The organism is Nodosilinea sp. FACHB-131, from assembly GCF_014695395.1.
GTDB lineage: Bacteria > Cyanobacteriota > Cyanobacteriia > Phormidesmidales > Phormidesmidaceae > Nodosilinea.
Window position 1 is genome coordinate 1 of the sequence record NZ_JACJOF010000004.1, and the last position, 22,930, is coordinate 22,930.

General features: G+C 56.1%; 24 protein-coding genes. 12 read left to right on the forward strand and 12 right to left on the reverse strand.

The window, feature by feature from the left end:
* Positions 1–147: IS1 family transposase (locus tag H6F75_RS00905; RefSeq protein WP_242019556.1), on the forward strand; the 147-nt coding region annotated here is incomplete at its 5' end.
* A gap of 300 nt (positions 148–447) precedes the next feature.
* On the opposite strand, the gene uvrB is transcribed toward H6F75_RS00905, so the two are convergent.
* Positions 448–2,451 (reverse strand): excinuclease ABC subunit UvrB, encoded by a 2,004-nt coding sequence (uvrB, locus tag H6F75_RS00910; RefSeq protein WP_190748322.1) that lies wholly within the window; start codon positions 2,449–2,451, stop codon positions 448–450.
* Between the two features lie 255 nt (positions 2,452–2,706).
* On the opposite strand from uvrB, the gene H6F75_RS00915 reads away from it, so the two are divergent.
* The 5 genes from H6F75_RS00915 (at position 2,707) to H6F75_RS00935 (ending at position 8,029) form a co-directional block, all read left to right on the forward strand.
* Positions 2,707–3,483 (forward strand): HipA family kinase, encoded by a 777-nt coding sequence (locus H6F75_RS00915; RefSeq protein WP_190748324.1) that lies wholly within the window; start codon positions 2,707–2,709, stop codon positions 3,481–3,483.
* Positions 3,461–3,871, forward strand: a complete 411-nt coding sequence (locus tag H6F75_RS00920; RefSeq protein ID WP_190748326.1) for a DUF3037 domain-containing protein — start codon at positions 3,461–3,463, stop codon at positions 3,869–3,871. Before H6F75_RS00915 ends, H6F75_RS00920 begins: the two co-directional genes overlap by 23 nt.
* A 262-nt stretch (positions 3,872–4,133) precedes the next feature.
* Positions 4,134–5,579, forward strand: coding sequence for a PepSY domain-containing protein (locus H6F75_RS00925; RefSeq protein ID WP_190748328.1), 1,446 nt, complete (start codon positions 4,134–4,136; stop codon positions 5,577–5,579).
* A 77-nt stretch (positions 5,580–5,656) separates the two neighbouring features.
* Positions 5,657–7,186 carry a cytochrome P450 gene (locus H6F75_RS00930; RefSeq protein WP_190748336.1) on the forward strand — a complete coding sequence of 510 codons (1,530 nt, stop codon included), beginning with the start codon at positions 5,657–5,659 and terminating at the stop codon, positions 7,184–7,186.
* 312 nt (positions 7,187–7,498) lie between these two features.
* Positions 7,499–8,029, forward strand: a complete 531-nt coding sequence (locus tag H6F75_RS00935) for a universal stress protein (protein ID WP_190748338.1) — start codon at positions 7,499–7,501, stop codon at positions 8,027–8,029.
* A gap of 6 nt (positions 8,030–8,035) precedes the next feature.
* Here H6F75_RS00935 and H6F75_RS00940 read toward each other — a convergent pair whose 3' ends face one another.
* From H6F75_RS00940 to H6F75_RS00950, 3 genes are all read right to left on the reverse strand, one after another.
* Positions 8,036–8,308: an HNH endonuclease gene (locus H6F75_RS00940; protein WP_190748345.1), complete on the reverse strand. Its 273-nt coding sequence runs from the start codon at positions 8,306–8,308 to the stop codon at positions 8,036–8,038.
* 210 nt (positions 8,309–8,518) lie between these two features.
* Positions 8,519–9,127, reverse strand: coding sequence for a 30S ribosomal protein S4 (gene rpsD / locus H6F75_RS00945; protein WP_190748347.1), 609 nt, complete (start codon positions 9,125–9,127; stop codon positions 8,519–8,521).
* Between the two features lie 216 nt (positions 9,128–9,343).
* Positions 9,344–10,117, reverse strand: coding sequence for an amino acid ABC transporter ATP-binding protein (locus H6F75_RS00950; RefSeq protein ID WP_190748349.1), 774 nt, complete (start codon positions 10,115–10,117; stop codon positions 9,344–9,346).
* A 168-nt stretch (positions 10,118–10,285) separates the two neighbouring features.
* On the opposite strand from H6F75_RS00950, the gene H6F75_RS00955 reads away from it, so the two are divergent.
* Entirely contained in the window at positions 10,286–11,830 is a 1,545-nt protein-coding gene (locus H6F75_RS00955) for an ABC transporter permease subunit (RefSeq protein WP_190748351.1), read from the forward strand.
* Between the two features lie 129 nt (positions 11,831–11,959).
* Here H6F75_RS00955 and H6F75_RS00960 read toward each other — a convergent pair whose 3' ends face one another.
* A complete protein-coding gene (locus H6F75_RS00960) occupies positions 11,960–12,307 on the reverse strand; it encodes a TfoX/Sxy family protein (protein ID WP_190748352.1) in 348 nt (115 codons plus the stop codon).
* Between the two features lie 18 nt (positions 12,308–12,325).
* Positions 12,326–12,463: a hypothetical protein gene (locus H6F75_RS00965; protein WP_206754658.1), complete on the reverse strand. Its 138-nt coding sequence runs from the start codon at positions 12,461–12,463 to the stop codon at positions 12,326–12,328.
* A 354-nt stretch (positions 12,464–12,817) separates the two neighbouring features.
* Here H6F75_RS00965 and tsaB point away from each other — a divergent pair, with 354 nt between their 5' ends.
* The 4 genes from tsaB (at position 12,818) to H6F75_RS00985 (ending at position 17,462) form a co-directional block, all read left to right on the forward strand.
* Entirely contained in the window at positions 12,818–13,441 is a 624-nt protein-coding gene (gene tsaB, locus H6F75_RS00970; RefSeq protein ID WP_190748357.1) for a tRNA (adenosine(37)-N6)-threonylcarbamoyltransferase complex dimerization subunit type 1 TsaB, read from the forward strand.
* A 148-nt stretch (positions 13,442–13,589) separates the two neighbouring features.
* Complete coding sequence (locus tag H6F75_RS00975; RefSeq protein ID WP_190748359.1) at positions 13,590–15,251, forward strand: response regulator; 1,662 nt, start codon at positions 13,590–13,592, stop codon at positions 15,249–15,251.
* A complete protein-coding gene (locus H6F75_RS00980; RefSeq protein ID WP_190748361.1) occupies positions 15,248–16,651 on the forward strand; it encodes an ATP-binding protein in 1,404 nt (467 codons plus the stop codon). Before H6F75_RS00975 ends, H6F75_RS00980 begins: the two co-directional genes overlap by 4 nt.
* A 118-nt stretch (positions 16,652–16,769) precedes the next feature.
* A complete protein-coding gene (locus tag H6F75_RS00985) occupies positions 16,770–17,462 on the forward strand; it encodes an SDR family oxidoreductase (RefSeq protein WP_190748363.1) in 693 nt (230 codons plus the stop codon).
* 170 nt (positions 17,463–17,632) lie between these two features.
* Here H6F75_RS00985 and H6F75_RS27655 read toward each other — a convergent pair whose 3' ends face one another.
* The 3 genes from H6F75_RS27655 to H6F75_RS01005 form a co-directional block, all read right to left on the reverse strand.
* Positions 17,633–17,842 (reverse strand): DUF5615 family PIN-like protein, encoded by a 210-nt coding sequence (locus H6F75_RS27655; protein WP_199303691.1) that lies wholly within the window; start codon positions 17,840–17,842, stop codon positions 17,633–17,635.
* Positions 17,839–18,072: a DUF433 domain-containing protein gene (locus tag H6F75_RS00995; protein ID WP_190748365.1), complete on the reverse strand. Its 234-nt coding sequence runs from the start codon at positions 18,070–18,072 to the stop codon at positions 17,839–17,841. The genes H6F75_RS27655 and H6F75_RS00995 overlap by 4 nt, the downstream gene beginning before the upstream one ends.
* 617 nt (positions 18,073–18,689) lie before the next feature.
* A complete protein-coding gene (locus H6F75_RS01005; protein WP_190748369.1) occupies positions 18,690–19,376 on the reverse strand; it encodes a hypothetical protein in 687 nt (228 codons plus the stop codon).
* Positions 19,377–19,786: 410 nt separating this feature from the next.
* On the opposite strand from H6F75_RS01005, the gene H6F75_RS01010 reads away from it, so the two are divergent.
* Positions 19,787–20,080, forward strand: coding sequence for a hypothetical protein (locus H6F75_RS01010; RefSeq protein WP_190748371.1), 294 nt, complete (start codon positions 19,787–19,789; stop codon positions 20,078–20,080).
* A gap of 41 nt (positions 20,081–20,121) precedes the next feature.
* Here the strand turns inward: H6F75_RS01010 and cobT are convergent, their stop codons facing one another.
* The 3 genes from cobT to H6F75_RS01025 form a co-directional block, all read right to left on the reverse strand.
* Positions 20,122–21,243, reverse strand: a complete 1,122-nt coding sequence (gene cobT, locus H6F75_RS01015) for a nicotinate mononucleotide-dependent phosphoribosyltransferase CobT (RefSeq protein WP_190748722.1) — start codon at positions 21,241–21,243, stop codon at positions 20,122–20,124.
* Between the two features lie 94 nt (positions 21,244–21,337).
* Positions 21,338–22,123: a DUF2232 domain-containing protein gene (locus tag H6F75_RS01020; protein ID WP_190748373.1), complete on the reverse strand. Its 786-nt coding sequence runs from the start codon at positions 22,121–22,123 to the stop codon at positions 21,338–21,340.
* A 6-nt stretch (positions 22,124–22,129) separates the two neighbouring features.
* Entirely contained in the window at positions 22,130–22,834 is a 705-nt protein-coding gene (locus tag H6F75_RS01025) for a Crp/Fnr family transcriptional regulator (RefSeq protein WP_190748375.1), read from the reverse strand.
* Positions 22,835–22,930: the final 96 nt, after the last annotated feature.

Genomic DNA, 22,930 nt, shown 5'->3' on the forward strand with positions numbered 1-22,930 from the left:
AGTTACATTGAGCGATTCAACAATACTCTCAGACAGCGGGTTTCACGCTTTGTCAGACGCAGCTTAGCCTTCTCTAAAAGTCTGCGCAATCACATTGGCTTGCTGTGGAATTTTATTCACCACTACAACGCATCATTACCTCTCTAGTACTACCAATCCTCCATGCCTATGGCTATGCCAACTCCAACGATTGGAGCGACCCGATCCCCGTGCCTTCCAGCGCGATCGAGACCGAATCGCCTAGCAGAGCCCAGACCTGGATGGTCATCCTGAACCAAAACTCTGCTGATTGAGTAAGCCTCAGTAGATCGAAAAGGCTTCTCTCAGCCTTGAGGCCCCCACCCCGAACCCCTCTTCCAAACTTGGGAGAGGGATTTGAATCTTTTTGCTAGCAACCCTGTTCCTGATTACAGGGCATTGAGCTAGGCGATCTCTAGGGATGATGCTCTACGATCGCTTACCCAAGAGCTGATCGCGCAGCGACTTGATGCGATCGCGAAACTTAGCCGCCTCCTCAAAGTCAAGGTTCTTCGCTGCCTCTTTCATCTGCTTTTCGAACTGACCAATCAGTTCAGGAATGTCTTCCAGGGGTAGCTCTTCTTTGTGCTCATAAACCTCCTCTAGCTCGTGGGCATTGAGGCGGCGCGACACTTCGAGAAACGACAGAATCGAGTTGCTATTGCGGCGAATAATCGAGGTGGGCGTAATGCCGTTCTCCTCGTTGTAGGCGGTTTGAATGGCGCGACGGCGCTCGGTTTCGCTAATGGCTTTGGCCATGCTGTCGGTCAAGTTGTCGGCGTAGAGAATCGCCTGCCCCTGCACGTGACGGGCAGCGCGGCCGATAGTTTGAATCAGCGATCGCTCCGCCCGCAAAAACCCTTCCTTATCGGCGTCCAAAATCGCCACCAGGGAAACTTCGGGTAAATCGAGTCCCTCCCGCAGCAGGTTGACCCCTACCAGCACGTCGTAGAGCCCCTCCCGCAGGTCTTGGATGATTTCAATGCGCTCGATGGAGTGGATCTCGGAGTGCAGGTAGCGCACGCGAATGCCGTGCTCGTCGAAATAGTCGGTCAGGTCTTCGGCCATACGCTTGGTCAGGGTGGTGATCAGCACCCGTTCCTGGCGCGCGGCCCGCTCTTTGATTTCGCCCAGCAGGTCATCCACCTGGCCTTCTGTGGGGCGCACAAAGATCTCCGGATCGAGCACGCCGGTGGGGCGAATAATCTGCTCGACCACCTTGCCGCCTGAAATCTCCATCTCCCAGTTGCCGGGGGTGGCGGAGACAAAGACGCACTGATTCACCTTTTCCCAAAATTCTTCGGCTTTGAGGGGGCGGTTGTCGGCGGCGCTGGGGAGGCGAAAGCCGTGGTCGATTAGCACCATTTTGCGGCTGCGATCGCCGTTGTACATGCCATGAATTTGAGGAATGGTGACGTGGGACTCGTCAATCACCAACAGCCAGTCTTTGGGGAAGTAGTCGAGCAGACACTCCGGCGGCGCTCCCGCCTGACGACCGGCTAGGTGGCGGGCGTAGTTTTCCACCCCGTTGCAGTAGCCCACCTCGCGGATCATCTCCAGGTCGTAGCGGGTGCGCTGCTCTAGGCGCTGGGCCTCCAGTAACTTCCCCTCTTTCTCCAGCTCCGCCAGCCGCTCTAGCAGCTCATCTTTGATTGCTTGGCAGGCTTCTTCGATGCGATCGTCGGGGGTGACAAAGTGCTTGGCTGGGTAGATGCTGATGCCTTCCATGCTTTGCAGGGTGGCGCCGGTGATCGGGTCAACGTAGCGCACAGCGTCGATCTCGTCGCCAAAGAACTCAATGCGAATGATGCGGTCTTCGTAGGCGGGGCCGATCTCCAGCACGTCGCCCTTGACGCGAAACTTGCCTCGGCCCAGGTCTAAATCGTTGCGCTCGTACTGAATCGAGGCCAGATCGCGCAGCACCTGCCGCTGGTTGACTTCCATGCCCACGTGCAGCGGAATCGAGGCTTTCAGGTATTCCGACGGAATCCCTAGACCATAGATGCAGCTGATCGAGGCGACCACAATCACATCTTTGCGCTCAAACAGAGAGCGGGTGGCCGAGTGCCGCAGCATGTCAATCTCGTCGTTGATCGAGGCGGTTTTGGCGATGTAGGTGTCGGTGGTGGGAATGTAGGCCTCGGGCTGGTAGTAGTCGTAATAGCTAATGAAATACTCGACGGCGTTGTCGGGGAAAAACTCGCGCAGCTCGTTGCAGAGCTGCGCGGCGAGGGTTTTGTTGTGGGCCAGCACCAAAGCCGGCTTGCCAATGTTGTCGATGACGCGGGCGATGGTGTGGGTTTTGCCCGTGCCCGTGGCCCCCAGCAGGGTTTGGTACTTGGTGTTGTCTTGCAGAAACTTGGTCAGGCCCGCGATCGCCTTTGGCTGGTCTCCCGCAGGTTCAAAGGGAGCCTGAATGTTGAAGTCGCCCATGGGTCAACGGTACAAAGACACTACTATGCCTATTTATAATGACTGATTTTTCCCCAGATGGTAGTTACGGCAGTTACCCGACCGGGCGATCCGGGTAGGGATTGTAGCCAGCGGGCGATCGCCCTTAGCGCCTGCATTCGTTACCCCTTCAGCCTGAGCAAATCGCTCAATACTTTTTTCGCCGGCCCTTGCCTGGAGCGATCGCAACGGTCGGTTCCACTAAAATGGGCTGAGGCTCTGTAACCGAGAATCCATTTGCGAACCGTTGTTGCCACCCGATACGTCACTCCCCTGCGGGAGGGAGGCTCTCTCCCCGCCATTGTGGAAGCTGACGATGATGGCATGTATGTGCTGAAGTTTCGGGGTGCCGGTCAGGGGGTGAAATCTCTGATTGCTGAACTCGTGGCTGGAGAAATTGCGCGGGCCGTCGGCCTGCTGGTGCCCGAAATTGTCCTGATCGAAGTCGATGCTGAACTGGCCCGTACCGAACCCGACCCCGAAATTCAAGATTTGATTCGAGCCAGTGTAGGCCTCAATCTGGCCCTCGACTACCTGCCCAGCTCCATCACCTTTGACCCCGTTGCCCAACAGCCCGATGCCGCCCTGGCCTCGGCCATTGTCTGGCTTGATGCCTACGTCACCAATATCGATCGCACCGCCCGCAACACCAACATGCTGATGTGGCACCGCCGCCTCTGGCTGATTGATCACGGCGTTGCCCTCTACTTTCACCACAGCTGGAACAACTACTTAGAGCGTAGCCGCACCCCCTTCCCCGGCATCAAAGATCACGTCTTGCTGCGATTTGCCAGTCAGCTGCTAGAGGTCGATGCCACCATGACGGCTCAGCTAACCCCAGATGTCATCACTGGCATCGTCAACCTAATTCCAGAGCCTTGGCTGCTGGAGGGTTCTCCGTTTACCAATAGCCAACACCATCGCGAGGCTTATATTGAGTATCTGCTGAAGCGGCTAGAGCCACCCCACGCTTTTTTAGAGGAGGCCATTCGTGCACGATCAGGTCACCTATGATTACGCCATCATTCGGGTGGTGCCTAAGGTTGAGCGAGAAGAGTTTGTCAACGTAGGTGTGATTGTTTCATGCGCGACGCGCAAATTTCTCGAAGCCAAAATTGAACTCATTCCGCAACGGCTGCTCGCCCTTGACCCTACCCTAGACTTAGAAACAGTCGAAGGTTACTTAAACACCATTCCGATTATCTGTGCTGGTGATATTCAGGCTGGCTCCATTGGTCAACTGCCCCAGCGAGAACGGTTTGGCTGGCTGGTTGCCCCCCGCAGCACAATCATTCAAACCTCACGGGTGCATACCGGTCTGTGTAGAGATCTACCGGCTGTGATCGAACACCTGCTGGCCACTATGGTGCGTCCACTCCAGTTTCCCCTGAAGAAGAGCTAAACCTGCTGATCTTTTGAGTGCTTGGGGAAATGCCTGGCTCTAGCCCCCCGGCTGGGGCTAAAGCGGTTTGACGATGAGGTGCTGCTGAAAAAATAACAATGTGTAATACCGAATCCGTTTGGCTAAACCCCGACAGGGTGCCTGTTTTGAATTGGGGTTTCTCATGTCGGATGGCGCGCAAGGAGTTGACGCCGTGTCTTTTGACAACATCTTTGCGCATCAGGCATGTTAATCGGAGTCTTGACTTTGGGCAAATACCGGCATGAATCCCTCCAACCTGGTTGTAAATCAATCTCCAGTAGCTCTATCGCCTGGAAACCGGTTTTACCGCACGGTGTGGCGCTGGCACTTCTATGCTGGGTTGTTTGTAATTCCCTTCATGGTGATCCTAGCCGCGACGGGCATTATTTATCTGTTTAAGCCCCAGCTAGACGCGGCCATGTATAACAACCTCATGTTTGTGCAGCCTAGTTCTACAGTGCTGCCTTACGTAGAGCAGATACAAACCGTCGAAAGGGCTTATCCCGAAGCAGTGGTTACTCAGGTTACGCCGCCCGTAGCCGCCAACCGCAGCACTGAGGTGCTAGTAACAACGGCAGATAAGCGCAATTTGATGGTGTTCGTCGACCCTCACAGCGGAGAAGTTTTAGGCGATCGCAATGAGGACAACAACCTCCAGGCGGTCGCCCGAAAGATTCACGGCGAGTTATTGATTGGCAAGATGGGCGACTATCTAGTTGAGCTAGCCGCCTGCTGGGGTTTGGTGCTGCTGATCACAGGGCTGTATCTATGGTGGCCCCGCCAGAAGTTTGCTGTTTTGGGTACTTTAATCCCGCGTCTTTGGAGCCAGAACAAACGGGTATTTTGGCGAGACTTACATGCCGTACCGGGGTTCTATGGCGTTCTTCTGATTGGTTTTCTGATTCTTACCGGCTTACCCTGGACTGGTTTTTGGGGAGACACCTTTGCCCAAGTGTCGAGTCAGTTCCCGGCCCAAATGTGGGACGACATTCCTCAATCTGCTGTGTTGACAGGCTCGCTAAACCAGCGGGGTCAGGTGGTGCCCTGGGCCGTAGAACAGCTGCCCATACCTCAATCTGCTCCCTCGGGCCAAACTGATCACTCGGGTCACCACGGCGAGTCGGCACCGGCTCAGACTGGCTTGGCCTCTGGCACCCCCGTTAGCCTTGACGCTGTCATCGCCCTAGCGCAGGCTAAAGGCGCACCTCCTGGCTTCAACGTGACGTTGCCCGCAGGAGAAACCGGGGTATTTACGATTTCGGCCTTTCCTCCTGATCCAACCCAGGAAGTGACCCTGCATGTTGATCAGTACAGCGGCACCGTGCTGGCCGATGTGCGCTGGCAAGATTATGGTCTAGTTCCTAAAGCCGTGGAGATGGGAACGGCCATTCATATGGGGAGATATTTTGGGTTTGCCAATCAGTTGCTCATGCTGGTGGCGGCGTTGGTCGTGATGCTGCTGGCCATCACCGGAGTTGTGATGTGGTGGCAGCGTCGGCCCCAGAGTGCTGGGCTAATTGGAGCCCCCGCCATGCCCGCCTATGTCCAGAACTGGCGCACTCCACTGGCAATTGTTGCCGTTCTGGGGCTGGTATTTCCCCTGGTTGGTCTTTCACTGGCCGTTGTGCTGCTGTTGGACTACTTTGTGTTGAGCCGTATTCCTGCACTCAAACGCATCTTTAATTAAGTGTGATTGATCGGATTTAGATAGCCAAACCCAGGCCTGTATAATCGGCGCATCTTTGTCCTCTGCGGATACTTCCTATGGCTCAGTTGTTGAGTGCTCCGCTTGTTTGGCTGCCGCTTAGCCTGGGAGCGATCGGTCTGCTGGTGTGGCAACGGTGGGCTCAACAACAGCGCTTTAAGTCGCTGCGATCGCTGCCTTCTCCGCCCCAGCACTGGCTGCTGGGCAACATTCCCCAACTGCTAGGAGCGGTCAAAAATCGACAGCTCTTTCAGATCTTGTTCGACTGGTCCAAGGAATTTGGCCCCAAGTATGTCTACTGGGTTGGCTATCCGGTGCTGGTGCTCAGCCAGCCCAAACTGATCGATAGCACGATTATGCAGGGCACCCGCGACGGTAGCCTAGTGCGCACCGGTCAGTCGCAGCGCGCCTGGAACGACCTGATGGGGCCGATCATGATCGGGCTGGATGGGGCCGAGTGGCAGTGGCGCCGCAAGGCCTGGACCCCCGAGTTTAGCTCTGGCGGCGTCAGTCACTATTTCGCCCTGGTCGATCAGGCCTGTCACCAGACTGTGACCCAGCTGCAAGCCACCCCGCCGGGGGAACCGGTACCTATGGACCCACTCTTTGTGGAGCTGACCATGCGGGTGATTGCGGCTCTGGTGCTGGGCATTCCCATCGACCCCAAGCAGCCTAGCTCCGAAGGCCCGCCCCTGGAGATTGAGCCGACCTACGACGCCATGGCGGTTTTGACCTATCGGTTTTTGCGTATGGCCGTTGGCGAAAAGGCTTGGAGAAAATATCTGCCCACTCAGGCGAGCAAGGACTACTGGGCGGCTCGCCACTATTTAGAGGACTGCTTGCGATCGCGTATCGACCTGGCCCTGCAACTGCGCGACGGCGACCCCGCCGCTTTAGAAAAAGCCAGCCCACTATTCCAACAGTCGATGCTGGTCAAAATTGCCGCCAAAGAGCCTCGCTACACTCGCGCCACCCTGCTGCCCGAAATTGTGGAACTGCTGATTGGCGGTACAGATACTACCGCCCACACCCTGTCCTTGGCGGTGGGCGAGCTAGCCCTCAACCCCTCAGTGTTTCAAAAAGCTCAAGCCACCGTCGATCGCGTTTTTGACGATCAAGGCGCTATCACTCTGGCCAGCCTCAAGCAGCTGAGCTACCTGCAAGGGGTGGTCAAAGAAACCCTGCGGCTTTATTCCGTTGCGTCGGGCACCACGTCGCTGCAAGCGACCCGAGACATCGTCGTTGACGGTGTTGCAGTACCGGCCGGAGCGCGTCTATTTTGGTCGATGCTGGGTGCCGGGCGCGACCCCGAGACCTATCCAAAGCCCGACAAATTCTGGCCCGATCGCTGGCTCACGGAAGACCGCCAAACCCCAGCCCCGCCGATGATTGATTTTGGCTCTGGCCCCCACCGCTGCCTGGGCGAACACCTGGCCATGCTGGAGTCAACCCTGATGCTGGCTCAACTGCTGCGGCACTTTAACTGGGAGTTGGTAAACGGGCGATCGTCGGTGGAAAACCTGAGACAGAATTTGCTGATCTATCCCGTAGATAGAATGCCGGTCTATCTGCAACGCCGCAGCCGTTAGGCGAAGAAGTTAACCATACATATTTATTGAGCATGCCGTGCTTCAGCCAAGGGTTAGTAGCCCTTAAAGAGTCTTAGCGTGATGGTCAAAGACCGGCCTAGAAGGGTCATCGTATCTCCTTAAGAACCATGAAGCCCGCCGCCCGATTATTGCCCTTCCCGTAAGGCATTGTTGCGGCCAGCCCTGCTAGATTACAGGGCTTTTTATAATAGAGGTGTAGCCGCATTGCCCCTGGCCTGGCTCCATCACTGTCTCTATCGCTGCACCTAAAGAGCCTAAAACGCGGGCCTGTCAAACAGGAGACTCACCGCCATGTTCAAAAAAATTCTGGTTGCTCTCGACAACTCTGCCCACCGGCAAGAGATCTTACAAAAAGCCCTCGACCTGGCTAAAGCTACCCAGGCAGACCTCATGCTCGTGCACGTGCTTTCGGCCTACGAGGAAGGCAGCCCCGGCATTCCCATTCGCTCGTACCAGGCCTACTACCCCGTGCTCGAAGACTCCACCTGGCGGCTTTACCAAAAACGCTGGGAAGAATTTGAGGCCCAAGGTATTGCTCAGCTTCGACAAGAACTCGACCACGCCCGAGACATGGGCGTTATTGCCGAATTTACCCAGACCTCTGGAGAACCTGCCGCCACCATCTGCAACATAGCTAGATCCTGGGGCGCTGATTTGATTATGGTGGGCAGCCACGGACGCAAGGGTCTCAGCGAACTGCTGCTGGGTAGCGTAAGCAACTACGTCATGCACCACGCCGACTGCTCAGTGCTGGTGGTGCACCACAACAACGGCAAACTAACCACCTCTGCTGAGAGCGCCACGGCCAGGACTAAAACCTAGCACCGCCTACCGGTAGCTTCTCACCCGCTTATGGGGCTGCTGTTTGCGCACCCAGGCGACAAACTTCTGGAGTCTGGGTTCTGCCTGTAGCTGCTCTAACGTATTCAGGTCGCGGGCCAGGGTGTGATTATCAAATAGGGTGTGAATCTGCTTGTGGCAGGGGCGGCACAGGAGCACCGTCTCGCTGGTGGGCAGGTGACGTCGCCGGGTGTATTGGCGCGGCACCAGGTGGTGTTCGGTGAGATCGTCTACGGAACGCTGGCACAATTGGCAAGGCATAGGCTCAGCCGCAATAGGGAGTAGTTTTATTCTCACGAATTTGCCCCAGAGACGTCCAATCGGAGTCGCAAGCTGAGGAGCGCAAAAAAATGGCTCCTAGCTGACGGGCCAGGAGCCAAACTACAAATTAATTGAGTAAGAGTAATGCGTTATGGGCGGTAAGCGATGACCTGTCGGCCAGCAAACAATCTCCAGTAATGACCAGCAGCCTTAGGCCTTACGGGAGTAGTACTCAACCACAAGCAGTTCGTTGACGTTAAGGGCCACCCACTCGCGCTCAATGACGCCATTGACCTTAGCGGTGAGCTTGGCTTTGTCAAGCTCAAGGTGGGCGGGCACGTTGGCCAAACCGGGAAATTCCAGGTTGGCTTCGACCAATTTTTTGGAAGCTTCGCGATCGCGCACGGTAATCACATCGCCAGGGCGACACTGATAGCTGGGAATCGACACCACGCGGCCATTCACGCAGATGTGGCCGTGGTTAACCACCTGCCGCGCCGAGGGAATGGTCGGCCCAAACCCAAGGCGAAACACGGTGTTGTCGAGCCGCATTTCGAGTAGCTGTAGGATGACCAAACCGGTCGAACCGCCGGCCCGACGAGCTTTCTTCACGTAGCGAAGCAGCTGCTTTTCGGTCAGACCGTAGTTAAACCGCAGCTTCTGCTTTTCTTCAAGCCGGACTGCGTACTCAGACTTTTTCTTGCGGTCTTGGCCGTGCTGCCCCGGCGGATAAGCCTTACGGGGGGACTTGCGGGACAGACCCGGTAGCTCACCCAAGCGGCGTACAACCCGCAGGCGAGCGCCTCTATATCGCGCCATAAACGTTTACTCTCCGAACAATGTCTAACGTTGGAAGCAATTTCCAAAGATTCTAATCTTAGCGTTGATCCACGCTTAGATCAATCTTTGTAGATGGAATTTTGCTGGGATCGGTGACGGAGAAGAGAAGAAGCTTGGGTACAGGGTGCAAGGTATAAGGTCTCGGGCAATCCCTTAGACCCTACACCCCATACCTTAAACCTTGTACCTTAGACCCTACTGATGCTGACTCAATCGACTGAGGAAAGATCTGAGGCGATCGCTGCGGGGGTTGCTAAACACCTCGGCAGGGATGCCCTCTTCTTCAATGACGCCGTTGTTGAAGAACAGCACTCGGTTAGAGACTTCGCGGGCGAACTGCATTTCGTGGGTGACCACAATCATGGTCATGCCCTCTTCGGCGAGCTGGCGCATGACGCCCAGCACCTCACCCACCAGTTCGGGGTCGAGGGCGCTGGTGGGCTCGTCAAACAGAATGGCCTCGGGGCGCATGCAGAGGCTGCGGGCGATCGCTACCCGCTGCTTTTGCCCGCCAGAGAGCTGCTCGGGGTAGGCATCGGCGCGATCGCCCAAACCCACCTTAGCCAAGTATTGGCTGGCCAGGTCGCGGCAGTCGGCGTCGGAATGCTTGAGCACCTTGCGAGGCGAGAGCATGAGGTTCTCAATCACCGTCAGGTGAGGGAACAGGTTGAAGTGCTGAAATACCATGCTCACCTGGCTGCGCAGGTGGTAGAGCGCCTTCCAAGGTAGTTTTGGGGCTGACATGTCTTGGCCCATCACCTCTAGGTGGCCCTGGTTGATCGCCTCTAGCCGGTTGAGGCAGCGCAGAAACGTGCTTTTGCCGCAGCCCGAGGGGCCAATGATCGACACCACATCGCCCTTGGTAAAGGTGGTGCTCACCCCTTTCAAGACATCCAGCGAACCGTAGCTTTTGTACAAGTTTTCGCAGGCAATCACGGGCGTGGCGATCGCGGTCATGGTAGTCGTCATGGGCAGGCGCAATGACAGAACTTAATCTCTATTAGAGAATCACTGGCAACCGGAGGCATCTGTATCGCGGAATACATTTAATCCCAAAGGGAATTGACTATTGTGCAACACAATCCGGTTGCGATCGCCCGGAGCTGCCGGAAGCTTTTGTTGTAGAGTGTCGCCGACATGGTTTTTCATCCGTTTGGCTTACGCTGGTTGAGGCGCTGTTTAGCTTTGGTGCTGGGACTGCTGATCGGGCTCGGGGCAGCTCAACTCGCTAGCCTGGGCCAAGATACCCCGGCAGTCTGGGAGGTAGGCACCGAACCAGCCTTTCCCCCCTTTGAAATGAAGGATGAAGCCACAGGGGCTTTTATCGGGTTTGACATTGAGCTGATGACGGCCATGGCTGAAGCGGCAGGTAAGGAGGTGCAATTCACTAGCCTGCCCTTTGACGGACTGGTGCCCGCCATCCAGGGCAAGAGCATTGACGCGGCCATTAGCGGCATGACCATTACCGCCGATCGCGCCTTGACCGTAGACTTTACCCGGCCTTACTTTGAGGCGGGGTTGGCAATCGCTGTACGAGAGAGCGATTCAGAGATCAAGTCCTTCGAAGATCTGACAGGCAAGCGGATTGCAGTGGCGATCGGTACCACGGGTGCCGCGAAAGCCAGCTCTGTGGAAGGGGCCACGGTCAGACAGTTTGACAATGCCCCCCTGGCGCTACAAGAGCTGATCAACGGCAACGTGGATGCCGTCGTTAACGATTTGCCAGTAACGCTTTATGCAATCAACGAAGCAAACCTAACGGGGGCAAAAATTGTCGGTGAACTTGTCACCGAGGAGTATTACGGCATTGCTCTGCCAAAGGGCTCAGCGCTGCTCGATGAAATGAATACCGCTCTAGGAACTGTCATCCAAGACGGCACCTACGCCCAGATCTATCGCAAGTGGTTTTTGTCTGACCCACCTGTTCTGCCGACTGTAGCCCCAGCCCTGGCGACCAGCGGCACCAGTAGCGGCTTTGCCTGGGGAAGACTCTTTAAGAACCTGTTTAAGGGGGCCTGGATCACGATTCTGCTGACCGCAGCCTCATTTTTCTTCGGGCTGATTGGCGGTTCTTTAGTGGCCTTTGCCATGATCTCGCCTATCAAGCCCCTGCGCTGGCTGTGCCGCATCTACGTTGACTTCTTTCGCGGCACGCCCATGCTAGTGCAGCTATATATGATCTATTTCGGCCTGCCAGCGCTGTTCCAGGGGCTAGGCATTGACATCAGCTTCAACCAAATTTTTGCCGCCATTTTGGCGCTCAGTCTCAATGTGGCTGCCTACCTATCAGAGATTCTGCGAGGCGGCATTCAATCCATCGATCGCGGCCAATGGGAGGCGGGCGAATCCCTCGCTATGAACCCGGTAGAAACCATGCGCTATGTTGTTTTTCCCCAAGCGTTTCGGCGCATTGTCCCTCCGTTGGGCAACGAGTTCATTACCCTGATCAAAGACACCAGCTTAGCCTCGGTGATTGGGTTTAACGAGCTACTTCGCCAAGGTGAGCTGATCGTGGCAAGCACATACGCCGCCTTTCAGGTGTATTTTGGGGTGGCGCTTGTGTATTTGATTATGACCTCCCTAGCATCTATTGCCTTTAGGCGCTTAGAGACCTACCTGGACCCGATCAACCGGCCCAGGAAGGCGAAGAAAGACCCGGTGCCCTCTGCGATCGGAGTTTGAGGGATCGCTCTAGAGCAAGTGGTCGTCTCTTAAATGAGATTGAGGGGAACGACCATTTGCAGAGTAAATCTGTACGCGAAGATCTCAGCTCAGCAGCGTGAATTTGTAGGGGCGCAGCATGCGGTGCCCCTACTTTTGTTTGCCTCGCCGGGCGGCCGCTACCGAAGCCTCGACCCAGTTGTATAGCAGGCCCAAATCGTCATAGACGGCAGGGGGCAGCTGGTAATACGACATGGTCACAGCCTTGCCGTCGCGGTGATACACAAACGGCCCCATACCCGCCTCGGTAAAGCGCTCCTGGTTGCTGGCATCGACTTTGAAATACAGCGTTTCGTGGGCGATGAGGGCAAACATAATGCCCTCGCAGTACAGCCCGTAGCCGCCAAACATGGCTCGGGCGGTCGCTGGGGCTACCTGGTTGAGGTGGCTGACCACGGCTGTCTTAAAGGCGATCGCTGCCGCTTTGGAGTCAACCATGAAGCTGCCGGATCATGCCTACTCCTGGTTTTGCTCTGCACTCAGCAAGATTTGATAGACAAACAGCTGCTTCAGAGCGGTCGTCTGCTGCGGTTGCTGGTTGGCTGAAGCGTGGATGTCTGCCGCTATCAGTACGCCTCCGCCAACTAGAGTCAAGATTACGCACAAGTTGCGAAGAATAAGGCAGGTGGGGAGGCAGCGTTTTTTCATGGGGGCAACCGTAGCAATACCAGATACCAAGACCGACGGCCGGATACCCTCATTATTGAGAGCATCTAGCGATTTTTCTATGTAACGAAAAAGGCTTTATAAAAGTTACTGAAAGTTGACTAGGTATTCGACAGAGCCCCGACCTTAGATACATGACGTTGGTTGAGCCGCGAATGCTCCAGGTGTCGTGGATGCGATCGCCAGTAGTGCGAGGAAGCGGCTGATTTTGCGTCAGCAGTGGGTCTGCTCTCCTGGCTCCTGTATTCTTATTCTGGTCTTTTGGATACCCAATCTACGTTCATGCTAGGCCTAGCGATTCACACCTGCGGCCCTGATCTGGGGCTGGCCCTGAGCAATTTTGACGGCGAAACCCGCCACCAGACCTGGCCCCTGGGGCGCGACCTGTCAACCCAGCTGCACACCATTCTGATGGAGTTTATCGCGCCCTATAGCTGGACAGATCTCTCGTTTTTGGCAGTGGCCCAGGGGCCGGGGGGCTTTACCGGCACCCGAATTGGGGTAGTGACGGCGCGCACTCTGGCTCAGCAGCTAGAGATACCGCTGTTTGGGGTATCGAGCTTGGCGGCGATCGCCCAACAGGCCCTAGACAATTCCCCGACTGGGTCTATTTCAGACATTGCCGTGGAGATGCCGGCCCGGCGAGAGCAGTTGTTTACCGCCATCTATCAACCGACCGCCAATGGCTTAGAGCCATCCCACCCTGACCAGGTGCTGACGGCAGCAGCCTGGGAGCAGGTGCTGACCAGCTATCCCCAACCTCTGCATCGCGCGATCGCTGGGGATGACCTGGCGGCGACGGTAGTGCAGGTTTTGGCCTTGGCCTATGGGCGCTGGCTGAGGGGCGATCGCCCTGATTGGTCGTTAGTGTTGCCCTACTACGGGCAGCACCCGGTGGATCTGTAGGCCTGTGAGCGACGACTGAGGTATAGCCCCACGCAGATTTTCGCAAGGTCGGTCGGCTACACTGGGCAGCAACGCCTTTGGCTGTCATCTCTTCACCGCCAAGGGCCAGACTGAGTGCCCCCTTCAGGCCCCCCTTTAGGTGTTTGCTATGGCCAAACCGATTATTTTCACCGTCGATGACGACCCCGATGTGCTGCAAGCGATCGCCCGCGACCTGCGGCGGCACTACGGTGAGCACTACCGCATTATGCGGGCCAGCTCTGGGGCAACTGCCCTCGAAGCCCTTCAACAAATCCTTCAGCGCGGCGACCCGGTGGCGCTGCTGCTGGTCGATCAACGCATGCCCGAGATGAGCGGGGTGGAATTTCTAGAGCAGGCTATAGAACTGGTGCCCGACGTTAAGCGGGCCTTGCTCACCGCCTACAGCGACACCGATGCCGCCATTCGCGCTATCAACGAGGTTGGCCTCGACTACTACCTGATGAAGCCCTGGGATCCGCCAGAGGAGCAGCTGTACCCGGTAATTGACGATCTGCTGGCCGATTGGCAGGCCAACTTTCGGCCCCCCTTTGAAGGCATTCGGGTGGTGGGCGATCGCTGGAACCCCCAAAGTCACGAAATCAAAGACTTTCTGGCCCGCAACCAGATCCCCTACCGCTGGCTCGATGTGGAGCGCAGCGAGGAGGCCCGCACCCTGGCGGGCTGCGTGACCCAGGCCAAACTGCCCCTGGTGCTGTTCCCCGATGGGGAACCCCTGCGCCAGCCTAGCACCGCCGAGTTGGCGGCTCGCATTGGTTTGCAAACTACGGCTGCCAAGCCCTTCTACGACCTGGTAATTGTTGGCGGCGGCCCCGCCGGGCTGGCGGCGGCGGTCTACGGCGCATCGGAAGGGCTGCACACGGTGCTGATCGAGCGTGAAGCTCCCGGTGGCCAGGCGGGTACCAGCTCCCGCATTGAGAACTACCTGGGCTTTCCGGTGGGGCTGAGCGGCAGCGACCTGGCCCGCCGCGCTGTCAGCCAGGCCCGCCGCTTTGGGGTCGAAATTCTCACCCCTCAGTCGGTGCAGGCCCTGCGAAGCGACAATGACTACCGGCTGCTGACTCTTAGCGACGGCAGCGAAATTAGCGCTCACGCGGTAATTTTGGCCCTAGGGGTCTCGTGGCGGCGGCTCGGCACGATGGGGCTGGAGCAGTTTACTGGGGCGGGGGTCTACTACGGTGCGGCCCAAACCGAGGCTCTGGCCTGTGAAGGGGAAGACGTATATATCATTGGCGGGGCCAACTCCGCCGGGCAAGCGGCGATGAACTTTGCCAAGTATGCCAAGTCGGTGACGATGCTGGTGCGGGGCGACTCGCTGACCAAGAGCATGTCGCAGTATTTGATTGACCAAATCGCCGCAACGTCAAACATCACGGTGCAGACCCATACCAGCGTGATCGAAGCCAAGGGCGGTACGCAGCTGGAGGCGCTGGTGCTGCAAAACGCCATTACGGGGGCTACTGAAACCGTGCCGGCTCAGTCTCTATTTATCTTTATTGGGGCTACTCCCCACACCGACTGGCTGGAGGATCTGGTGCAGCGGGATGGCCGGGGCTACCTGCTCACCGGCCCAGATTTGGCCAGTGCTGGTGTGCCGCCCCACCAGGTGTGGTCACAGGATCGGCCTCCCTTTCTGCTGGAGACTAGCCTGCCCGGCGTGTTTGCGGTAGGCGACGTGCGCTGCGGCTCGATCAAGCGGGTGGCCTCTGGCGTGGGTGAAGGATCGATCTGCGTGCAGTTTGTTCACCAGTATTTGGGGGCGGTGCGATGAGCGCGTCGGCACTTTGTCTAGAACATCTGAAGGCGATTGAGCCCTTCAACCACCTGCCCCAGGAACGGTTGGAGTGGGTGTGCGATCGCGCCACTTCCCTCCAACTCTCTAAGGGCGACTACCTGGTCAAAGAGGGTGACTTGACCACCACGATCTACGTCATTGCCTCGGGTCGCCTCGGCATTACCCGCCAGAGCGAAGGCATCGCCATGCCCATCGGCCAGCACGAAGGCCCTGGCTATATTGGCGAAATTCCGGTGCTGACGGATGAGCCCGCGCCGGTGACGCTACAGGCAATGTCAGATTGTCAGGTTCACAGCATTGCCGGGGCCGACTTTCTCACTCTGCTACACGAGTGCCGCGACTTTGAGCGCGTGGTGTTTCGCCTGATGCAGAAGCGGGTGCGGGGGCTGGAGTCGTTTTTGCGCGGGCGCGAAAAGATGGCGGCTCTGGGTACGCTTTCGGCGGGGCTGGCCCATGAGCTGAATAACCCAGCGGCGGCGCTGGTGCGCTCGCTCAGCGAAATAGTGCCCGCCATTCGCGAGCTAGAGAAAATGAATATGCTCTATGGCCAGACCAACGCCACCGAAGCAGAATCGGCGGAGTGGCAGCGGGTGCGCGATGCTGGCTACGAGACCATTCTCAAGTGCGGGGCCGATGCGGGGACGGTGAGCGATCGCGAAGAGGAACTGCTCGACTGGCTCGAAGACTACGGCGCAACCGAAGCCTGGAAATTGGCCGAACCTCTCGCCCTAGCGGGTATCGACATTCCCACGTTGGAAAAGCTGATGGTCCCCTGGCGCGACAACCCCACGCAGCTGCACGACATGGGCATTCGCTGGCTGGCCCTCTCCTTTGAAGTGATGTCGATGATTCAGAGCGGCCAGCACGGGGCCGAGCGCATTGCCACCCTGATCAAATCGATGAAGTCATACAGCTATATGGATCAGGGCGCGCAGCAGATAGTTGACCTGCACCAAGGGCTGGAAGACACCCTGCGGCTGTTTGCATTCAAGCTAAAGCAGGGCATTAAGGTGGAGCGCAACTACGATGCGACGCTGCCCAAGCTGATGGCCCACGGCAGCGAGCTCAATCAGGTGTGGACGAATTTGATTGACAATGCGATCGATGCGATGGGCGAGAAGGGGACGCTTACCTTGCGTACGTGTCATTTCCGGGGCGATGCTCGGGTAGAAATTATCGATACGGGGCCGGGCATTCCGCCAGAGATTAAGTCGCGTATTTATGAGCCGTTTTTTACCACCAAGGGGGTGGGCAAAGGCTCAGGGCTGGGCCTCGAAACGGTGCTTCGCATTGTAGAGAATCGCCACCACGGCACCATTTCTGTGGAATCTGAGCCGGGGCATACCTGCTTTGCGGTGTGTTTGCCTTTGGGATAGGCAGAAATGGCGCATCGACCGTGATTTGATCTAGCTCCCCAAACCCTAGCCGCCCTTGCCCAATCGGCATCTGTGGCAAGATAACCATGAGATTCGTTGCAGAGTGGGAGACTTAAATATGTCGAGTTCTAGAACTCTACTGATTACCGGCGCATCTACAGGTATCGGTGCCGCAACTGCCCGACAGGCAGCCGCGCAAAACTTCAACCTCGTCTTGGCTGCCCGCTCTACTGAAAAGCTGGATCAATTGGCGAAGGAATTGGGTAACGATAACGTTCGGACTTTTGCCTGTGATGTTACCGACTATGCGGCTCAAGAAAAGTTGGTAGCCAATGCAGTAGAGGCGTTTGGCAGTATAGATGCGGTGTTTGCTAATGCTGGTTGTGGCGGTGAGCCGGGTGGGTTTTCGGGGGCTCCAGTTGAGTCTTGGCAGCGCATCGTCAATACCAATATTTTGGGCGTTGCTTACACGCTGCGGGCCAGCCTAGCAGAACTAAAGAAAGCCAGAGGTCACGTCATCATTACTGGCTCGATTGCAGGACGCACAGTGCTGAAAGGTTCTATGTATTCCGCCTCAAAATGGGCTGTCTCAGCGATCGGCTATAACCTGCGCGAGGAGATGCGAGGCACGGGGGTGCGTGTCACTCTGATTGAACCGGGGATGGTGGACACACCGTTTTTTGATGACCCAAAGCCCGATGCACTGCGTCCTGATGATGTAGCTCGGACAGTGCTCTTTGCGCTCTCGCAACCTCCCCATATTGATATTGGTGAGCTTGTGGTTTTGCCCACACCACCGATTGAAGGGTAAGTGTTTCACTGCATTGGAAGCTTGCGAATGCGCACAGTGTCGTCGTTTATAGTCACTGCTACGCCTTCGGTTAGTTCTAACTCGAGAGTGGGCAAAACATCTAGAAGCTTCTGAGTGACCACGTCAGGCTTGGCAGAAGATAACCGTAATGTGATCAGACTTGGCTGACTTTACTTACTGAGCGCTACCAGCATAGAGAAGTCTAGGTCTTGCGTTACAACGATGCGACCGTCTACTCTCGCAAACTCCAAAATCTCGGCATCAGCGGCAGTTGCGGGCAACAGATCTGTAGAACGTACTATGTCGTAGCCCTGTAACTTTAGCGCTGTGACGGTTAGAGGAGAGACGTGAACGTCAGCAACGAAGCGTAGATTGCTCATGCCGACGTGAAACTAATCGTGCGATCGGATACCGCCCAAGCCGCATAGTTGAGAGCCTGGCGAATATCTTCTTCCTCTAGTTCTGGGTATGACTCTAGAATCTCTTGCACAGATAGTTGGCTAGCCAGCAGCTTTAGGAGAAAGCTTACCGTGATGCGCATACCCCGTATGGTCGGCTGACCAAGACACACCGCTGGATCGACTGTAATGCGGTCAAGTTCGCTGAGCACTAAAGTAGCCCTTAATAGGTGCGTGTCTTCAGTTTAATAGTATGCCGATGGTTTAACCAGTCTGGCTTAAACTGCTCGTTCTTATCAAAAGATTTAAGGTTAGAGATGTGGCGATATTGTACTTACGGTAGTTCCGTCAGTATATTGGCTAGATGTTCTTTCGGTTGAGAGCCAAGAGTTAGTTAGAGATTTAAGAACACGCGTCAATATTGATGGAGCTGAAGCGATCGCGCTTGCTGTTCAGGTGAAAGCGACTCGATTAATTATTGATGAACGGCTTAGTAGACAAGCTGCAAACAGTTTAGGATATCAAGGTTGCTGGAGCGCTAGAGATTCTTTTATTGGCGAAACGCCAAAAGCTAGTTATAGATGTTAGGCCCATCATGGATAATTTGATTAATCAAGCCAGCTTTCGCATCAGCCAGCAGTTATATGTAGGTGTACTAGATGCTGCGAATGAGGAGAGAAATATTGAATTAACTAAGAATTAACCTGTGAAGCTGAATTAAACTTTCTTGACGATGAATTTGTGCCGCGATAGACAGACATAAAAATTCCAGCAATAATATGTTCATCCTACTCAATAAAGTGCTATGTAGCTTCAATATGAAATTTTCCTAAGCCAACTTCGATATTGATAGCCGACATAGCTCAACAAAGAAATCTCGGAAATAAAACGACAATTTCCATGCGTACATATTGTTGATTTCTAGTCTTTCGCCGAAATCAGTGGTGAAGATAGTTACTTCGTCAAACGCAAAATTATGCTTCTCCCTGTGCTCTCTGCTTAAAAACAACTTATTTTTATAAATATTCTGGATTTCGGTTTTATCTCGTGACCAGGAGAGAATTCCACAGGCATGTACAAAGCAGTTTCTGATTTTGATTGCTGATTGAACTTGCAACCACAAATCTAGATTTTCGGGCTGGACAGACAGCGCTCTCAAATATTTAAATATTCTCATAGAGCCTTGACCACTAATATCTCTAAGTTTTATGGCTGTATGTTGTTCCAGTTCATGACCTAGCCTCAAAAGATAGACTTCAAAAATAGATACCACACTGAATAGGTTGCTAGTCGAATTTAAGTATGGGAAAGTTTTGAAGAGTTTTCGCGATTCATGCTTCCATCTTATTGCCTGATCTTTTTTGCTGTTTGGATAGTAAATAGCAAGCTTTTGAATTTCTAGCTCCATCTCTTGCTTGATGAATTTTGGAGTTTTCCAGATATAGTCGGCTATGTCCGAAAATTCAGAATATGAGGATCTAACTAGATTTCCTATACTGCTTTTTGGCGTATTCACAGTTGTCAAATTCCTGTTAGTGCTAAGGCCTTTATGACATCCTGAAACAGAGGCCTAACCAAATATTACTCCGCATAATAGACCTTCTGAGGATCTCATGCAGAGATTTTTAGAGTCTTTCCGTCGCTAATGTCCCTTTCCCTTCCCTAAACGGTTGACGGGGAGCGATCGCACCACTATTATCATCCATTAAGCCGTTTGAGCAGAACGGTGGCCATGCAGAACTCGAAAATCTTAGCGCTGCCTGAAGGTGCTGGAACACCAACAGACAGCTAACCCCGCAAATCTTGCACGCAGATTGCGAGGCTAGGCTCATCGTACCCTAGCCCCCTCAGTTTGCACTTCAGCTGCGGGTGGCTGGGGTTTTCGCGTTCTGTCTTCCTCAAACCCATAAAAGGAATACAGAACCGATGTTTGAATATCTCGAACCAGACGCCAACGACAACCCAGAGGCCGGTTCCCTACCGCTGCCGCCCAGTGGGGACAGCAAAGGCACCCGACCCCTCACCCCCGAAAAAGTGCGCCACATGCTCTACGGCAGCCTCGCCGCCCTAGACCGCACCATCAAGATTCTCCATGCCCTCGGCTACGCCGACCCCAACGACTGGAGCGACCCCATCCCCGTGCCGCCCAGCGCCGAAGCGGCCACCCCCGCCCCTGCCCAGTGGATGGTGATCATGACCAAAACCATTCTGCTGGAGTAGCCTACAGCCTCAGATCCCAGGGTTCTAGTAGGGGCGTTTGCTTAAGGCAAAGCACTAAAGCCAGAACCCTGGGATCTATCTCGCAGAGACTTTTGCTCCAGCAACGCTTCTACCGCCCCCAATAGCTCCGGCTGGCCCCAGTTTTGGTAGAGCGAGGCTGCGATCGCACATCCCCCCGCTCCCACGCCCTCCTTCACAAACCCCCGCTCGTAGGCTCGCAGCGCCTCAAACCGCGACTCTGCAAAGCTCAACCGCGTCGCCAGCAAACAGGCCCCCGTCAGCTCCGCCAGCCCCACCGTATCCCCGGTAGCATCCTCCGCCACCCAGCGCGTGGTTCCCACCACCACATTCTGCGGATTCCACTCGCAGCCTTCTGCCGCCGCCATTGCCACCATCAGCGCATAGACCGCCAGCATTTGCGTGCCCCCCGCCAGCAACACCGGCTTGGTACGACTAGCCGCGATCGCCATCCCCGCCACCACCGGCTGCATCGGGTCACCCACCGCCGCCGCCACCGCTAGAGGATGGGGCCGATCTGGCAAGCCAGCGCGAGATAGTCCCCTAACAACTAAGGCTTTCTTCTGATCGTGGTTACAGGTGGGGTGGCTGCTGTTGACTCGCTCCATCGCATCCACCCCCAACCCGGTGAGCAGCCCCAAGGCTGTAGTCGTGCCCCCCACCACGCACTCCGCCAGCAGCAGGTAGTCGCTTTCGTCACCCAGCAATTCCTCCTGAGCCAACCCCTGCCGCCAGAGATGCTGCACCACCCCCAACGGTAAAGCTGCCCCCGTGCTCAGACACTGCGCAGGTTTTCCTCCAAGATCGACATAGGGTACCGTTGGCGGCTGGGGCAATCCAGCATTCAGAACGATAAGGGGAATGCCCTGCCCGGCAATGACGGCTCTAGAAATCAGTGCTGGAGAAGCCCCGGCCTGAAGCGGCGGCAGCGGAAACGTCGGGGATGATGTGAGGCCATTGATCATAAACTCGGCATCGGCTAGGGCAGTGTAGCGGCGATCGCGCGGAGTCGCCCCCGCTGCCGAAATTCCCTCAACCAGTCCCGTCTCCGTAAACCCCAGCGTCAGCACCAGCCCCGGACGCAACCCCCGCACCCGCCCCAGCCAATCCTCCCCCTGCCGCCGCTGCGTATAAACCTCAATCAGCCCCTCACCCCCACTCCCCATCTCCCTTACCTGCTCATCTACCCATCCACCCATCCACCCATCCACCCATACACCCGCCCACTCGCCCACTCATCTACTCCTTCAGCAAATCCTGCACCCACCCCGGCGGCTCCGGAATCTTCGTCCCTAGCCGACTCAGCAGCAGCCAAGCTGCCAGATGCACCGTAAACAGGTACACCACATTACTCGCCAGCACCGACACCAGAGCCAAGATCTGCACGGCTTCCACATTGGCCTGGCCCAGCACGCCCACATCCAGCACGCCCAAGCCCACCAGGCGCTCTAGGCCCCAGTTCAGCATTTGGGTGACTTGGGTAGTCAGATATACCCACAGGTCTTCGCCCACCAGCACCGACGACAGCCACAGGCGAAAGAAAAACCCAATTGTGCCCAGCAGCGACCCTACGGCGATCGACACATACCAATTGGTCCGCCGCACCCAAAAAAAGCCTAGCTGCACCCCCAGCAGCGCGTAGGGTATGAGAAACAGCAGGCTGCGGGGTGGCCCCATCAGCACCGACAGCAGCAGCCCCGACACCAGCGCCGACATCCATGCGGCCCTTGGCCCCCAGCGCAGATACACCAAAGCCATCGGCAATGGAAACAACAGCCGCAAGATCGGCCCCGGCGGAAAATAGGTATTCACCAGCCAGATCAGCGCGGCGGTGCTGGCCAAAAAGGCCGTTTCAACCATAGCCAGAGGGCCAGACTTGAGACGGTGCGACAGGTCAGGGGCATCGGACTCGGCCTCCGAGGCACGGTACTCTAGGTAGGTGTCTAGCCCATCGAACTCGCTCGCAGCGTCGTCAACCGGGGGCACAAACTTAGCCCCAGGGGCGGGGTCAGGGGGGTGACTCATGAATGGCTAAACCAGCAGACGTTCTAGGGCGTTGATGTCGGGAATGCTCATCAGGTCTTTGTCCCGCACAATTAGCCCTTTCTTTTCTAGCTTACTCAGTACGCGGGTCACCGTCTCCCGAGCTAGGCCGCTGAGGCTGCTCAACTCCCGATGGGGCAGGTTGGGGATTTCGATGCCGCTGGCGCTACGATGCCCCTGTCCGTCAGCCAAAAAGAGAATGATGTCGGCTACCCGCGAGGTGCTGTCAGACTCGCGCAGCCGCAGGCGACGGTTGACCTGCCTGAGCCGCCGCGCCATCAGCTGCGACAGGCGAATGCCGGCCAGGGGCTCGGTGTTGAGCAGCTTGACAAAGTCGCTGGCGGGCATGCTGCCAATGACTGTGGGCACCAGAGTAATCACGTCGGTGGAGCGGGGCACCTCTTCGAGAGGGGCCATTTCGCCAAACAGCTCGCCTTTGCCCAAAATGTTGAGGGTAACTTCTTTGCCGTCGAGGTTGTAGGTGCGGATTTTGACCCAGCCTTCCAAAATGAAGTAAACCGAGCTGCCCCAGTCGTTCTCAAGCAAAATCACCTGGTTGGCCGGGTGACGACGAGAGACCACGTGGCTGGTGGCTTCGGCTACAGCCTCCTCTGGCAGATCCTGAAATAGCAGCGCCGAACGAATTAATTTAAGATCGGCGTCTGTATCTCGAGGGTTGTAGCGGGCATCCATTTATCACCCCAACATTAATTTTTTTGTTTAAGTTAGTGATATTAAATCGCTTCAACCCATCCTATCCCAGGCTAGGGGTAGAATCTTCCCCTGGTG